Raw genomic sequence first — 14,412 nt, 5'->3', positions numbered from 1 at the left:
TCCAGCATGAGGCCGGGGCGGCCCCTGCGCAGGCGAGTAGCGGAGAGCTGCGGCGGCGTCAACGTCAGTCGTTGACGTCGGGATGCGTGACGTTTCTGACGTCGGCAAGACCGCGGGCAGCATCGCGGCTGCCGGTCGCGGCAGCGGCTTCGAAGATGCGGGTCGCATCGCCGTACATTTTGAGATTGAGGTAGCAGTAGCCGCGCAGAACCATCAGGTCGATGCGTTCCTGCTGCAGCTGGGCGCGCTGATCGAGATAGATCAGGGTTTCGCGGTAACGCCCGGCGTCGAAGGCCGAAAGCGCACGATCGGCGAGGATCGCCACCTGAAGCTCGGCGGCACGCTGGCGGTTCTGCGGCGCCTTGGTGGCTGCGACGGCGGCATTGCCCGAGAGGCCGGCGCGGAGATAAGCAAGGCTCTGGCCGTAGGCTGCGTCTTCGCGGACCTTGCGGGTCGGGCTCTGCAATGCCGCCTCGAAGGCCGAGATTGCCTCCATCGGCCGGTTGATATCCATCAGGCACCAGCCGCGCGACAGCGCGTCCGCCGGCTTAAGCTGCCCCGCATCGATTGTCGTTGAGCAGCCGCGTGTCTGGCGCGGACCACGCGGAACGGTCACCGTCTCCATCGCCGGCCTTGCCGCGCGAACGACCACTTGCGACCCCGGCTGCAGGGTGATGCGGCGCTCGGCCGGAAGCGGCTCGGTCGGGGGATTCTGCGTCGGCTGAGCCGCTGGTTGCTGTGCGGCAAGCGTGCCCTTCTCCGGCGGCGGCGTAACGGCATTCGGTATCAGGGAGGAGGTGTCTTCGAGATTGGTGATTCGGCTCGACCGGCCGGCCCAGGCGCGCTGAAGGTCGAGCACGGCCTTGCGGTCGCTCAGTTGCTCGCGGGTGATGACAAGACCATAGGCGGACGGTTCGTCATCGGGTTTCCAGGCAAGCGCCGTCTCGAACCAGCGTGCAGCAGTCTGGAACTGGTTGAGGGAGCGGGCATACCAGCCGAACTGCTGCGCCGTCGGCACGTATTTCCGGGCGATAACCTCGGTAGCGATGCGGTGCAGCACGTCTTCGGCCAGATCGGCCGGCGGCTGCAACGCCATCAGGTTGGCGGTGGCGGCGAGATAGGTTGATGTTGCATCCTCGGAATCGGCGCGCCAACGGAACATCACGTCCTCGGCTTCTTCAGGCGCCTTGCGGGCGATCAGCGCCAGCGCCAGTCCCTGCGAAGCGGCCGCCGAATCTTGCTTGGCTCGGGCAGCGCGGAACCACTTCTCGGCATCGGCATCGTTGTTGCGGCGAAGCTGGTACCAGCCGAGCAGTAACGCGTCGGAGGCGAGCCCCCCAGTCTCGGCGAGTTTTTCGAGACGGGCGATGTAGTCCGGCGCGATAACAAGCTTCGGATCGTCATTGCCCTCGGCCATGAAGCGTCGGGTGAGATTGTCGCGGATCGCATCGAATTCCTTGCTGCCGTCGGCAGCGGGCCTCTCCAGCGTGAGCAGTGCCTGCATCGGCTGGTAGGCAAGCAGCGTCGAGGCCTTTTCGACCGTCGCCTGCCGCTCGGCGGGATTGGCGCAGTTCTTCAGGATATAAGTGTAGGCGTCCTGGCCGCGCTGCGCCCTCTCCGTCTGGATGAAGGCTTCGGCGACGCGCCAGAGAACATCGACCTCGCTGCAGGTGAGCAGGCTCGGTGTTGCGGCAGCGATATCGACGACCGTCGCATATTGCTTGAGGTCCGACGCATTGACGAGACGGGCACGGGCCTCAGCGACGTCGAGTCGGTCGAGCAGATCGGCCGGCGGCTGCCATCCGGCATCGGCTGCCTGGCGGTCGGCGACCGCCTTGCGTAACTCCGCATAGCGACCATCGGAATAGAGCTGCCACATGGCCTCGAGTTGTTTGTCGCCATTCTGCGGCACGGCGAGCGGATCGGCCGGCGGAACCCAGTTTGGGTAGAGCGCCTGAAGGCGGGAGATTTCGGCTTGCAGGCGCACCTTGTCGCCGCGGCTGGCGAAATAACGAAGCGCACTTTCATCGACGGCAGGCTGCGCAGGCGCGGCCGCCTGTTGCGGTGCCGGCGGCGCGGAAACGATGGGGGGCGTGACCGGCGCCGGCTGGGCGACCGTCTGAGGTGCCGCCGGTTGCGGTGCTGCGGCATCCGGCTCGCGCGCGCCCGGCGCCGGCGGCGACGGGGATGTGATCGCCTCGATCTTGTCGGCCACCAGCTGCGCATTGAATTCAGGATTGCCGGCGGAAGCATCGGTCGGCTTGATGCGGCCCATCATCATCAGCTCCGGCGCCGGCTTGCCGGCAGACCCAAGGCCGAATCTTTCCTGCAGAGCGGCACGATCTTTCAGTCCGGTGACGAGGGTCGCCACCACGACTGCTGCTGAAATCGCCACGAGAGAAGACTTCACAGACACTCCGGATGCTTCTCCCCGATATAGGCCAGGCCCAGCAGCTGAAGCGTGGACGGATAATAGAGTGCGGGCGCAAATTGCAGGGCCGAGCCCGGCAGCTTGGCCCCATCGACTACACAGGCCACAACATCGTTAACAATTCGATAACCGGGATCCGGCAACACGGTCTTCGGCCGGCCGGTGGTCAGATCGATGGTGGCGGGAACGCCGTCTTGCGACATCCCCTCGCGCAGATGGGTCAGCAGCGCCTTGTCGGTGACGCCGCCACGAGCGAGATAGAGCGGGATGCGGATGGCGTTATAGGCAAACTCGGCGTCGAAACCCTGCGCCGGCTGCGGCTGGCCGCTGAGACTCACCCATTCGGCTGGAAGCTTGCGCGGGCCGAACTGCATCGTCTTCAATAGCGTTAGGCTATCCTCCGACAGCTTTTGCCAGGCATCCGACGGAGCGAGCGCCGCCATCACCGGGATCGCCTCGTAAATCCAGTAGGACGGGTTGACGACGGGACCGTCCTCACGGTCGGTAGCGGCAAAACCCTCACTCCCCGGCAACAGGAGTGTGTGCCCGGCCGCGTGCACGACGGTTTCGGCAAGCAGCGCCTGCGCCATGCGGGAGGCGGCGAGGATATAGTCGTTGCGTTTCCACGCCGTGCCGGCAAGCGCCAGTGCGTAGGCGATCAGCATGTCGCCGTCCGAGGCGTTGTTGGTGTCGGTGACGTGCGGCTTGACGTTCGGATCCCACTTCCAGACGGCCAGGCCATCGTCGCGCAGCAGCAGCTCGGTGCGGGTAAAATACCAGATCTGTTCGAAGTCGGCGGGGCTGGCTGCGAGATAGGCGAGCAGCATGCCATAGCCCTGCCCTTCGCTGTGGCTGATATTGCCGTTGCCGTTATCGATGATGCGGCCGGTCGCATCGAGAAATTTCGCCTTGTAGGCGGACCATGCGCCGGCATTGATCATCGCCTGCTGCGCGACGGCGGGCGGGTCTACAGGGGCAAGCGCGACCGTTGCCGCCAGCAGGAGTGCGCGCCACCGCCTCATTTGGACCGGCCCAGTCTTCTGAGCATGCTGGAGGTGGTGACGCCGATCAGCAGCACGAAGAAGACCAGCAGGAAGGCGTAGGAGAGGATATTCGTCGACAGCCAGTTGGCGGCGATCAGCCGGTAATTGGCGATCGACCAGGGGGTGGACGGCACGAAATCGAAACGGGTGACGGGCACGGTTTCGATCTTGCCTGTCTTGCTCGAATAGGTGGTGATGTGGCCCGATATCTGCGGCCAGTTCAGCTGCGCGGTCAGAACCTCGAGCCCTTCGCGCAAATCCTTCGCCGACGGCGCCGCCACCACGGTCCATGCGCCGGCTCCCGCGGGGCTGGAGCCCTGTGCAACCAGCAGCGTGTCGGCGTTGGCCGGCGTGAAAATCTGCTCGGCGCCGGGGATGAATTGCAGCGAGCTGCGGGAGATATCGAAATTGCGCGACAGCCACTCGCGGAAGGCGGTGACCCGGTTGTGCAAGACACCGCCGCTGACCTTGGAGTTCCACTCCTCGAAAGCCGTACCGGTATCGACGACGTCCGGCTGCGTATCCGCCACCGGACGCCACGAGGCCTGGCTCGTCGTGGAGATATTGGTCTGCGACAGTGCGGTTGTCGGCATCTGCGAGATGGAGCCGATGAAGATGGCATCGCGATCGCCGATCGTATTCGGCGAGGCGACGGTTTCGACGGCGATCGGATGGCCGGCGGTGATGGCCATCTGGCCGAGCAGCGTGGCGGCGGCCGAAAGCGTGTCGGCGTCGATGCGGTCGATGAAAAGCGGCGTCGGCTCCGTGGCCCGACCATAGGGATAGGCGGTGCCGGCCATTGCCGCCAGATTCGGACGCTGACCGACGCGGGCGAAATCCGGTATCTGCAGCTCGGACGTATCGAACAGAGCAAAGCGCGGGGTCGCGCCGGCGGTCGCGCCCGGCGCGCAGACGGCGTCGTCCTTGGTCATCAGGATCGCTTCGATCGCCACCGAATTGAGACCGGGCTTGAAGTGCCGCATCGTCACGCGGATCGGCAGATGACGGAGAATGCCGCCTGATGTCGTGGTGATCGGCACGGTGGAGGCGATGTTGTCATTGACGTAGATATCGATGTGGCTGCCGGGCAGCACGTTATCGGTATAGGCGGCGTCGAGCAGCACCTTCGCCTCGCCATAGGCATTGGCATAAAAATCGGCCGGCACGGCGATATTGAAGCTGGTCCGCAACCGCCGGCCGGAGAATTCGGTGGTCTTCACGCCGAGCTGAGACAGGGCGATGTTCGTGTCGGAAAAGACCAGCGGCGCGTTCGGCGCGCTCCAGCGTTCGGTGGTCAGCACGTCGCGGCGGACATCCGAGGATCTGTCCGTCGGCGAGACGATGGTATCGATCGCCGAGGAGACCGCTTGCCAGGAAGGGCCGCTGATCAGAAGGACCGGCGAGCCGCTGCGCGGGTCGGTGACGAAAGCGGCGAGTGCTGCACTTTCGGCGCCGGGCGGCAGGCCGGGAAAGAGCGGCCGCAGTTCCGCCGCGGTACCGACGAGCACGCTGAGCTTGCCAGGCCCGGCGGCCGGAAGCGACGCGGTGCTGAAGGCAAAAATCTGGTTCGGCATACTGCTCAGCACCGACAGGCCCTGCGCCAGCCGTAGCAGCGGCTTGGTAGTTCCCGGCTGCTCCAGCGCCGGGACAACGATGTCGAACTCGGTCTTGCCAGCACCGTCGACGCCGATGGCGCGGATTGCGTCGGCGCTCGCTAGCGGGGCCGCATCCCTGCCGGCAAAGCTCAGATAGGTTCCGGCCGGATCGATGTTCGACCACAGTTCATAAGTCGATTGAATGCTGCAATCGGTGCGGTGGCGCTGATCGGCTTCGAAGGTGACGAGGTTGGCGCCGGGCTGCAGCAGACCGGGCGGAACCTCGAACGTGACGGTCGACGGGCCATCCGGCGAGCCGACGCGCTGTTGGCCGATCGGGCGGTTGTTGAGATAGACGGTCAGCGCCGAGGCCTCAGGCGCAACGACGATCGAATTCTGGTAGGCGAAGGTGAAGCTTGCCTTGGCCGCTGCCTGCTCCGGCGTCAGATAGACGGACCATGACCGTCGGTCGTATTCGCCGCCGAGGCCGAGTTTCGAAAAGGGCACGACAAAGCGACGAACATCGCCGGGGCGCGGCGGCGCAGCCGGGTTTACTACTGCTGCTGGCTGGAGCGCGGGCGTCGCCGGCTGCGGCTGGGCAGCGATCGGCGGAGGAACGGGAGCGGGAGCAGCCGGGGTTGCAGGTGCGGGTATGACGGAAACCGGAGGCGTGACGGGAACGGGCGCAATGACCGCAGGCGGCGCGGCCTGTGTGGGCGGCGTCAATCTCGGGCCAACGGACGCACCGGGCGGCCGCTCGCCGGACATGTCGAAGGGTGCCGTCTGCGCCTGGGCGAAGGCGGAGGCATTCAGCAGGAGAAGCGAGGCAGCGACGATCCTTCTCATCCGGCGTTGACCTTTGCCGCCTGCTGCTGGGCTTCCCGCTCCGGCCGCATGCTGCGGAAGAAGTAAACGAGGCCTCGGCTCGTCTGGTAGAACGACATGCCGAGAAACCAGATGGTGCCGCGGATCAGGCCCGGATTGCGGCGGCGCGAGGCCTGAAACTGGGTCCACTGGTCGGAATTGGCAAACATCAGATCGGCGATGAGGCGATGGTCGAGCGCGCTTTTCGGCACGTACTGGCAGCCGACATTGCTGATGTCGCCCGACGGCTCGATGTTACGGACGATGAGCGGCAGCGTTTCCAGATCCGCGCCGCTATAGGGCCGGAAGCGGATCTCGCCGACGGCGCCGACCAGCATCTCGTCGAGATGCTTGTTGAAGATGTGCAGCCTTGCGCCGTGGACGGAGACATCCTCGATCGAGGCCGTGTACCACTTGCCGTTGGCGCCGAATTCGCAGCGCCGGTTGACGCGGACGCGGCGGGACGAGGCGCGCTCGCCGCGCTCCGACACAACACCAAGTGCGCAGCCGGCCATGATCAGGTTGATGACATTCCACCCGCCGACGACGAGCGTGACGTCGGCCTTATAGGGCTCGGCATAGATCTTGTAGATAGTGATGACGAGCGCGACGATCTGCACCGCAAAGATGACGAAGAACGGGCGGCTGATCTCCGACAGACGGCTGACAGCGATCGATTCGTCCTTGGCGGTGACCTTGAAGGTCGGCTTCCTCGGGTTGAGCATGACGGAGACGACAGCCGGCAGCAGATGCACGGTCTGGACATATTCGTAGAGCTCGGAAATCCAGGGCCAGCGGAACGACCCGTAGAGGTAGTTCTGCATCATCAGATTCACGAGCATATAAGCAAGGGTATAGGCGAGGAACTCACCGCCCGAGGCGGTGAAGATTTCCAGATCGAAGAACAGATAAAAGAGCGGCGCAAACAGAAAGATCGTGCGCGGGAACGGGAAGAGCCAGAACAGCGTAGAGGACATGTAGCAGAAGCGCTGCGGGATCGTCAGGCCACGCTTCAGAAGCGGGAAGCGGAAGCGCAGGATCTGCATCATGCCCTGCGCCCAGCGGCTGCGCTGACCGATGAAGCTTGCAAAGGTGGCTGGCTGCAGGCCGGCGATCAGCGGCTTGTCGACATAGATACTGTTCCAGCCGCTGCCGTGGAGCGCCAGCGCCGTCTCGCAATCCTCGGTGATGCTGATGCCGCTGAAGCCGTTCTGCGATTCGAGCGCCTTGCGGCTCAAAACTGCGGCCGAGCCGCAGAAGAAGGCGGCGTTCCACTTATCGAGGCCGCGCTGGATGATGCCGTAGAACATCTCGTTCTCGCTCGGCATCTTGTCGAAGGTGCGCAGGTTACGCTCCAGCGGATCGGGATTGATGAAGAAGTGCGGGGTCTGGACGAGGAAGAGCTTCGGATCGTCTTCGAAGTAACCGACGGTCTCGAGCAGGAAATCGCGGGCCGGCGCGTGGTCCGCATCGAAGACGGCGATGAGCTCGCCGGTCGAATGTTTCATCCCGTTGTTGAGATTGCCGGCCTTGGCGTGTTCGTTGCGGTCGCGCGTGAGGTATTTGACGTCAAGATCGTCGCAGAGCTGCTTCAGCTCGATATGGCGGGCGGCCGCCGCCTGGGCTTCGAGCAGCTTGCCGGAATTGCGCTTCTGCAAGGTACCGCCGTCGTCGAGCAGCCAGACATGCAGCTTGTCGGCCGGATAATCCATGGCCTTGGCGGCGGCCAGCGTGTTTCCCAGCAGGCCGGCATCCTCGTTGTAGGATGGCACGAAGACGTCGACATGAGGAAAACGCTCATTCTTGGCGGCGCGCGAGGGGCGCGACGGCAGCGGCGTCGCGACGATGAAGAGGCTGAGCGCCAGCATCGCAACGCTATACATTTCGGCAAGGTAAAGCAGCAGGCCGGGAATGAAATTTTCAGGCTGGTTCAGAGGCGGCAGCGTATTGGTCGTGCGCCAGTAAACATAGCGCAGCACGATCGACGTGCCGAAGGCGAGCGCCACCAGGCGCCACGTCCCCTCGCCCTTCAGCACCTTGATCAGCGCCATCACAGTCACCACAGTGATGCTGGTGATGAGCTGGGTCTGCAGGTTGACCGGCAGCGTGATCAGCACGATCATGCAGAGCGAAACCACGGCCCATATGATGACACTGCGGGCTTTGCGCATTGACGTTCCTTCGAAATTGCTCAACCGAGGCACCAACGGGCGCCCGCGGGCATGCTCGCTAGAACAGGATGATTTTAGGCCGGGTCGGCCTAAAATCTGAATCCTGTTCTAAATTAAAGAGTTAGAGCATGATGTCGTCCGAAAACCGCTCACACTTTTCGGCATCATGCTCTATCTCCGGCAGGCGGCCGTCATGGCCGCGTCGCCTATGCAGTCCGGCGAAGGCACGGTGACGCCGATCGCCCTTACCGATTGTTCGATTGGCGCGGCGGCCGCGGCCGGCCTTGCGCTCGTCTGTGGCGTCTCGCCAGGCAGCGGCACGCGCGGGCCGATGGGTGCCGGCACCGATGCGACGCCTTGAGCCGGTGGCGGGGTCGAGGCGCTACGAACGGCAGCGGCCCGCGGCCGGCTGACAACGGCAGGCGCCGGCTCGTAGCCGATCGGCATTGGGCTGGCGCGGTAACCGCCTTCGTCGGGATAGATCGGTTCGCCGGTGCGCCCGAGCGCCGCGTCGGCCGGCGGCGGATTGCCGTAAGGGTCCCAGACCGCGCCGTCGAAGGTGCCTGATATGGTATAGCCATAGACGATGCCGAGCAGCTGGCGCTCGCTCGCCCTGGCATCGCAAAGGCGCAGGCGCAGCTGGATCATGCCGAAATTGCGCGCCTGGGTATTGGCAGCAGTGCTCGAGCGGATCTGCTGCCAGGCATAGACGCAGGTGTCGCCGGCACGGCTGCGGCCGGAGGCATAACCGAACGGGCCATAGGCGTTCTGCAGAAAGGTCGCCGACGTCGCCATCGGCACGCTAGGGGCCGAACGGGCCACCTCGCGGGCAATGCCGCTCTCGTTGATCATGTTGAAGCCGGCATTTCCGGTGCCGGGATTGGCTCCGGAAGCGCCGAAGAACTGGACCTTCAGGGAATTCTGACCGGGCACGGACGATGAGGTAAACAGCGAGATCGTCTGCTCGACGCCATTGCCACGCTTGCGCTCGACGACGCTGACGATCGACGGGCCGCCCGGCGGCGGCAGGACCAGCGCCTTTTCAGGCGCCACGGTTTCCGGCGCGGAAGGCTGGCGCACACCGCCTGTCGATGTGCAGCCGGCCATCATGCCCGCCACTGCCACCAGCGATATCGTCTTCCGCAATCGCATGTCTCGAGCCGCCGCAATCGTATTTCCAGAGATCCATTCGCAAGCCGAAACGCGACGGATCGTCGAATCAACGACCGGTTGGTCGTCCGTTCGGAATAAACGTCCAACATGGTTAGCGAAAAGTAAACAAGCGAGCCCTAACATCCCCGAATGGGCTTTTTTCGAACGTTGTTCAGGCAGCTCAACCGTATGATGTATAAATTAATTTAGTAACAACTTAATTACTCTCATTGCGCCTGTCTTCCGCTGCGGCGAAAAGCTCGCGGGGAACCATGCCGCATGGCCGACGTTGCCTTGATCTGGGGTAGGAAAAGGAGAACATCCCATGCGCAAGACCATGCTGGCTGCGGCCGCCATACTGACCATCAGCTCTGCCGCCTTCGCCCAGAGCACCGTCATCGTCACCGATCCCGCACCAACCGGCTCCGTCGTATTGCCCGGCGAGGTGCGCACCTATGTGATGGAGCAAAACACACCATCCGTCGTCTATGACGGCGATATCGTGGTCGGCACCACGCTGCCCGATACCGTCGAAGTGCACACGGTGCCTGACATGGACGGATACGGCTATACTGTCGTAAATGAGCGGCGCGTGATCGTCGAGCCGAAGACCCACCGCATTATCCAGGTGTTGGAATAACGCGATCGGGATTTGTGGACGTGCGGCCGTATTCCGGCTTCACGTCCGCTCGTCTCCCGCCCTCGCCGGTACATTCAGAAGTTCGCGGATCTTATGAGCGAGCTGCTCCAGGCTGAAGGGCTTGGCGAGCAGGGAAACGCCGTGATCGAGCACACCATTGTGGACGATGGCATTTCGGGTGTAACCCGTCGTGTAAAGGATCCGGATCGTCGGCCATTTCTCCTGGACGACATCGGCAAGCTGACGTCCGCTCATCTGCGGCATGACGATATCGGTGAAGATCAAGTCGACTGCCGGATTTTCTTCGAGCAACAGAAGCGCCTCTATGCCGCTTGCCGCCTGCAATACGGTGTAACCGAGTTCATGCAGGCTTTCGGCGGTCATGGTGCGGACGTGCTCATCGTCCTCCACCACCAGGATTGTATCATTGACGCTGCCGTGAGGAATCGGCTGGGCGCCGGCTGCACCCGACCGGGCGTCCGTCACACCGACACGACGAGGGAGATAGATCTTCACCGTCGTGCCCCTGTCGATCTCTGAATAGATCTTGATGTGGCCGCCGCTCTGCTTGATGTAGCCATAGACCTGGCTGAGACCGAGGCCGGTGCCTTTGCCGGGTCCCTTGGTCGTATAGAACGGGTCGAAGGCGCGCTCGATCACCTCAGGCGACATGCCGGTGCCGGTGTCAGTGATGCTGACCATCACATATTGGCCTGCCTCGACTTCCGAATGCATGCGCGAATATCGCTCATCGAGTTCGGTATTGGCGGTCTCGATCGTTAGATTTCCGCCGCCCGGCATAGCATCGCGGGCGTTGACGGCAAGGTTCAGGATGGCATTTTCGAGCTGGCTCAAATCGGCAAAGCTCGGCCAGAGACCGCCGGCAAGCACGGTCTCGATCCGGATCTGCTCGCCGAGTGTGCGCCGCAACAGCTCAGACATGCCGCCGACCAGCTTGTTAACGTCGATCACCTCCGGGGCGAGCGGCTGCTGGCGCGAGAAAGCGAGAAGACGCGCGGTCAGTACCGCCGCCCTTTGCGCGCCATCTTTGGCATTCTGGATGGAGTATAGCAGGCGGGGATCCTCGCTGCCGCTCAGGCGCCGCTGGGCGAGATCGAGGTTGCCGATGATGATCGCCAACATGTTGTTGAAATCATGGGCGACGCCGCCGGTCAGCTGGCCGATCGTCTCCATCTTCTGCAACTGACGGACCTGCGCCTGAGCAGCGGCATTCTCTTCCATCTCGTGCCTGAGCTCGGCAGTGCGCTGGACCACTGTCTCTTCGAGGCGCGTGTTGAAGCTGTTGAGCTCACTGCGAAGGCGGCTCTGCCGCTCATGCGCGATAATGATCATCTCCATCAGGCCGACGATGATTGCGGCATTGATGAGATATGTGGAAAGGCCGACCCATTGGCCGGCAGTGACCGGCCAGAAGATATTGTGCGGCTCGACGAAAAACTGCTGAACGATGAAAGCGGCAAGAATGGACGCGACCAGGCCCGGCCCGGCCCCGCCTATGAAACTGGCGAGCAATATCGCCGGAAGGAAGCTCAGGAAGGGAAAGCCGGAGAGAGTGTCGCTGGCGGCAAGCCTCAGAAGAAAGGTCAGGCCAACGAAGGCAACGGCCAGCGGATAGGTAAAACCCGGCTTGTGACGCAGCCAATCCGTGGCACTCAGCAAATCCATTCGACACCCCTTCTTACAGCGCCGCGATGTCTTTTCAGACGCGCAAAGGACGCTGTAACACTTTGGATTACTGCATAATTTTATCCATAGATCGATTCCGATTTAAGGAATTATTCAGTCGCCGTTGCGGAGACGGCATCCCAGCTTTTGCACATCAAATTTCACCGGGCAATATGCTGTTTCTCGTACTGCTGGGCACGACGTCTTGACGAGCCGTGCAAGCAGTCCACATAAATCTCCATGCCCGGCAAGGGGAAATGGGTGGACGGGATCATGAAAGACATATTCATCGTCGAAGACGACACGCTGATTGCCATGCTGCTCGAGGACATGCTTGCCGATTTGGGTTACCGGGTCTGCGCCAGCGCGCCCGATCTGGAGCGGGCGTTGGCAACCGCCAGGGATACTGAGTTCGACGCTGCAATCCTCGACGTCTCGCTTGCCGGGCAGAGTTCGCTGCCGGTCGCAAAGCTGCTCGACGAACGCGGTAAACCCTATCTCTATGCGACGGGATATGGCACCGCACCTGATGGCAGCAGCCCAAGCACGTTGCCCGTGCTGCAAAAACCCTTCCAGCTCAGCGAACTCGAACAGGCCATGAAACAGCTTACCGAAGCCTGAACTTCCCTGCGCCGCGCGTCTTTTCAGACACGCAAAGGACGCTGTAACACTTTCAATCCTCGCATCGTGCTTTCCGAAAATCGATTCCGATTTTAGCGCACCTGATCGAGCAGGCGCTTGCATTCCAGGAGATCGTAGAGCGCCTCCTGCAGCAGCGCCCGGTCTTCCTTGCCGATGCTCGACTTCCCGATCGAGACTTCCTGCTCATCGTCTCCGGCGACGAAATTGAAGAACCGGCGGGTGATCGGCGGCTTGGCGCGGCCGACAATCTGGTCTTCATCGGCCATGCCGACGCGCGGTTCCCCGGCACCCACCTCCTGCACACCCGACGCAAGCGCCTCGACGCTGGCGAGATCGCCGTGGCCGACTGATATGACGAACTTGTTGCCGTTGGTTTTCAGAAGCTTCTGCACACCCTTGATCGTATAGCCGTGATCATACAGTAGATGCCGGATGCCCTTGAGAAGATCCACGTCCTCCGGCCGGTAGTAGCGACGGCCGCCGCCGCGCTTCATCGGCTTTATCTGGGGAAAACGCGTCTCCCAGAAGCGCAGCACATGCTGCGGCAGATCAAGATCGTCTGCGACTTCGCTGATGGTGCGAAAGGCATCGGGGCTCTTGTCCAACGTCATACTGCTACGCGACCTCGCGGCTCGATCCTACGGCGACTCATCATATTTCAACGGTTTGGCGCCGACAATTCAAGTCATGTCTTGACGTTGCGCACAAGGATGGAGAGTGCGAGGGAGAAAAAAAGCCGTTTCCGAAACGGGAAGCCGATTATCAGGGAGCCGGATTCTGCGGCTTCAGCTTGATCTTGCGAGCGACATGCGACTTGAGGATGCGTGTCTTCAACACGTTCGACGCCTTGAAGGTCATGACCCGGCGGGGGGAAATCGGAACCTCCTCGCCGGTCTTCGGGTTGCGGCCGATCCGCTCGTTCTTGTCGCGCACCTGGAAGGTGGCGAAGGAGGAAAGCTTGACGGTTTCACCACGCACGATGGCATTGCAGATCTCGTCGATGACGGTTTCCACAAGTTCGGCAGATTCTGTCCGGGAAAGCCCAACCTTTCGGAAAACGGATTCCGCCAGGTCTGCTCGCGTCACTGTTTTTCCGGTCATGGTTTCCCCGCCCATACAAATATTTTGTGAAATCGCACGAAGAGTATTTGTCTTGCGCCTTACGGTCAAGCTCTTGTTCGCCGCCAGTTTTTTAGGATTCGTGCCTACCAGCGCAGCAGAACCGCACCCCAGGTAAAGCCGCCACCCATCGCTTCGAGCATCACTAGGTCGCCCTTCTTGATGCGGCCGTCGCCGGCAGCGGTCGCAAGTGCCAGCGGGATCGAGGCGGCCGACGTATTGCCGTGAAGGTCGACTGTGATGACGACCTTCGCCGCATCGATGTTCAGCTTTTTCGCCGAACCGTCGATGATGCGACGATTGGCCTGATGCGGTACCAGCCAGTCGAGGTCATCGGCGGTGGTCCCGGTCGCATCGAAAGCTGCCTGAATGACGTCGGTGATCATGCCCACGGCGTATTTGAAGACCTCGCGGCCTTCCATGCGCAGCTTGCCGACAGTGCCCGTCGTCGACGGTCCGCCATCGACATAGAGCTTGTCCTTGTGCGAGCCGTCGGAACGCAGATGCGCTGTCAGCACGCCGCGATCGGCAACGGTGCCCTCGCCTTCGGTCGCTTCGAGTATGATCGCGCCGGCGCCGTCGCCGAAAAGCACGCAGGTGGTGCGGTCGTTCCAGTCGAGAATGCGCGAAAAAGTTTCGGCGCCGATGACGAGAACGCGCTTGGCAAGCCCGCCGCGAATATAGGCATCGGCAGTCGTCACCGCATAGACGAAACCGGTGCAGACGGCCTGGACGTCGAAGGCGAAGCCGTGGCTCATGCCGAGGCGGTTCTGGATGTTGACCGACGTTGCCGGAAAGGTGTTATCCGGCGTCGAGGTGGCACAGATGACAAGATCGATATCGGCAGGCGTCAGGCCGCCATTGGCAAGGGCTGCGCGTGCGGCGGCCTCGCCGAGTGACGCAGTCGTTTCGTCATCGCCGGCGACATAACGCTGGCGGATGCCGGTGCGCTGGACGATCCATTCGTCTGATGTGTCGACGATGGCCTCCATGTCACGATTGGTCATCACGCGCTTCGGGAGTGCGGCTCCGAACCCGCGAACCACTGAACGGATCATCTTTGATTGAA

11 protein-coding genes are annotated in these 14,412 nt (G+C 62.5%); 2 read left to right on the top strand and 9 right to left on the bottom strand.

Annotated elements, in window-relative coordinates; translation table 11 throughout:
• Nucleotides 1-64 precede the first annotated feature (64 nt).
• The 5 genes from AC1ECN_RS10550 to bcsN all read right to left on the bottom strand — a co-directional run bounded on the left by AC1ECN_RS10550 (nucleotide 65) and on the right by bcsN (nucleotide 9,256).
• On the bottom strand, nucleotides 65-2,410 hold the full coding sequence (locus AC1ECN_RS10550) for a cellulose synthase (protein WP_130656893.1): 2,346 nt from the start codon (nucleotides 2,408-2,410) through the stop codon (nucleotides 65-67).
• On the bottom strand, nucleotides 2,407-3,453 hold the full coding sequence (locus tag AC1ECN_RS10545; protein ID WP_024321152.1) for a family 8 glycosyl hydrolase: 1,047 nt from the start codon (nucleotides 3,451-3,453) through the stop codon (nucleotides 2,407-2,409). The genes AC1ECN_RS10550 and AC1ECN_RS10545 overlap by 4 nt, the downstream gene beginning before the upstream one ends.
• Nucleotides 3,450-5,915 carry a cellulose biosynthesis cyclic di-GMP-binding regulatory protein BcsB gene (locus tag AC1ECN_RS10540; protein ID WP_130672342.1) on the bottom strand — a complete coding sequence of 822 codons (2,466 nt, stop codon included), beginning with the start codon at nucleotides 5,913-5,915 and terminating at the stop codon, nucleotides 3,450-3,452. The genes AC1ECN_RS10545 and AC1ECN_RS10540 overlap by 4 nt, the downstream gene beginning before the upstream one ends.
• Nucleotides 5,912-8,104 carry a UDP-forming cellulose synthase catalytic subunit gene (gene bcsA, locus AC1ECN_RS10535; protein ID WP_130661336.1) on the bottom strand — a complete coding sequence of 731 codons (2,193 nt, stop codon included), beginning with the start codon at nucleotides 8,102-8,104 and terminating at the stop codon, nucleotides 5,912-5,914. The genes AC1ECN_RS10540 and bcsA overlap by 4 nt, the downstream gene beginning before the upstream one ends.
• A gap of 171 nt (nucleotides 8,105-8,275) precedes the next feature.
• Nucleotides 8,276-9,256 carry a cellulose biosynthesis protein BcsN gene (bcsN, locus tag AC1ECN_RS10530; RefSeq protein ID WP_130661335.1) on the bottom strand — a complete coding sequence of 327 codons (981 nt, stop codon included), beginning with the start codon at nucleotides 9,254-9,256 and terminating at the stop codon, nucleotides 8,276-8,278.
• A gap of 325 nt (nucleotides 9,257-9,581) precedes the next feature.
• Between bcsN and AC1ECN_RS10525 the strand changes: the two genes are divergently transcribed.
• The gene (locus AC1ECN_RS10525; RefSeq protein WP_018070485.1) at nucleotides 9,582-9,896 is read left to right on the top strand and encodes a DUF1236 domain-containing protein; all 315 of its coding nucleotides are present in this window, start codon (nucleotides 9,582-9,584) and stop codon (nucleotides 9,894-9,896) included.
• A 39-nt stretch (nucleotides 9,897-9,935) separates the two neighbouring features.
• On the opposite strand, the gene AC1ECN_RS10520 is transcribed toward AC1ECN_RS10525, so the two are convergent.
• Nucleotides 9,936-11,582 (bottom strand): ATP-binding protein, encoded by a 1,647-nt coding sequence (locus AC1ECN_RS10520; RefSeq protein WP_130672341.1) that lies wholly within the window; start codon nucleotides 11,580-11,582, stop codon nucleotides 9,936-9,938.
• Between the two features lie 273 nt (nucleotides 11,583-11,855).
• Here AC1ECN_RS10520 and AC1ECN_RS10515 point away from each other — a divergent pair, with 273 nt between their 5' ends.
• The gene (locus tag AC1ECN_RS10515) at nucleotides 11,856-12,203 is read left to right on the top strand and encodes a response regulator (protein ID WP_024321156.1); all 348 of its coding nucleotides are present in this window, start codon (nucleotides 11,856-11,858) and stop codon (nucleotides 12,201-12,203) included.
• 92 nt (nucleotides 12,204-12,295) lie between these two features.
• On the opposite strand, the gene AC1ECN_RS10510 is transcribed toward AC1ECN_RS10515, so the two are convergent.
• From AC1ECN_RS10510 to AC1ECN_RS10500, 3 genes are all read right to left on the bottom strand, one after another.
• A complete protein-coding gene (locus AC1ECN_RS10510; RefSeq protein ID WP_018070488.1) occupies nucleotides 12,296-12,835 on the bottom strand; it encodes a MerR family transcriptional regulator in 540 nt (179 codons plus the stop codon).
• Between the two features lie 151 nt (nucleotides 12,836-12,986).
• Nucleotides 12,987-13,325 (bottom strand): integration host factor subunit alpha, encoded by a 339-nt coding sequence (locus tag AC1ECN_RS10505; RefSeq protein ID WP_003558352.1) that lies wholly within the window; start codon nucleotides 13,323-13,325, stop codon nucleotides 12,987-12,989.
• A 104-nt stretch (nucleotides 13,326-13,429) separates the two neighbouring features.
• Nucleotides 13,430-14,401 (bottom strand): beta-ketoacyl-ACP synthase III, encoded by a 972-nt coding sequence (locus AC1ECN_RS10500; RefSeq protein ID WP_024321157.1) that lies wholly within the window; start codon nucleotides 14,399-14,401, stop codon nucleotides 13,430-13,432.
• Nucleotides 14,402-14,412: the final 11 nt, after the last annotated feature.

The sequence above is a fragment of the Rhizobium sp. 01N447_2 genome (assembly GCF_056399245.1).
Note: the sequence above shows the minus strand (reverse complement) of the source record. Positions and strands in the feature narration are given on the sequence as shown.

Bases quoted from the DNA above. Each gene is read 5' to 3' on its own strand.
- AC1ECN_RS10540 (WP_130672342.1), bottom strand. From the start codon at position 5,915: ATGAGAAGGATCGTCGCTGCCTCGCTTCTCCTGCTGAATGCCTCCGCC.
- bcsA (WP_130661336.1), bottom strand. From the start codon at position 8,104: ATGCGCAAAGCCCGCAGTGTCATCATATGGGCCGTGGTTTCGCTCTGC.
- AC1ECN_RS10545 (WP_024321152.1), bottom strand. From the start codon at position 3,453: ATGAGGCGGTGGCGCGCACTCCTGCTGGCGGCAACGGTCGCGCTTGCC.
- AC1ECN_RS10525 (WP_018070485.1), top strand. From the start codon at position 9,582: ATGCGCAAGACCATGCTGGCTGCGGCCGCCATACTGACCATCAGCTCT.
- AC1ECN_RS10500 (WP_024321157.1), bottom strand. From the start codon at position 14,401: ATGATCCGTTCAGTGGTTCGCGGGTTCGGAGCCGCACTCCCGAAGCGC.
- AC1ECN_RS10515 (WP_024321156.1), top strand. From the start codon at position 11,856: ATGAAAGACATATTCATCGTCGAAGACGACACGCTGATTGCCATGCTG.
- AC1ECN_RS10505 (WP_003558352.1), bottom strand. From the start codon at position 13,325: ATGACCGGAAAAACAGTGACGCGAGCAGACCTGGCGGAATCCGTTTTC.
- AC1ECN_RS10520 (WP_130672341.1), bottom strand. From the start codon at position 11,582: ATGGATTTGCTGAGTGCCACGGATTGGCTGCGTCACAAGCCGGGTTTT.
- bcsN (WP_130661335.1), bottom strand. From the start codon at position 9,256: ATGCGATTGCGGAAGACGATATCGCTGGTGGCAGTGGCGGGCATGATG.
- AC1ECN_RS10510 (WP_018070488.1), bottom strand. From the start codon at position 12,835: ATGACGTTGGACAAGAGCCCCGATGCCTTTCGCACCATCAGCGAAGTC.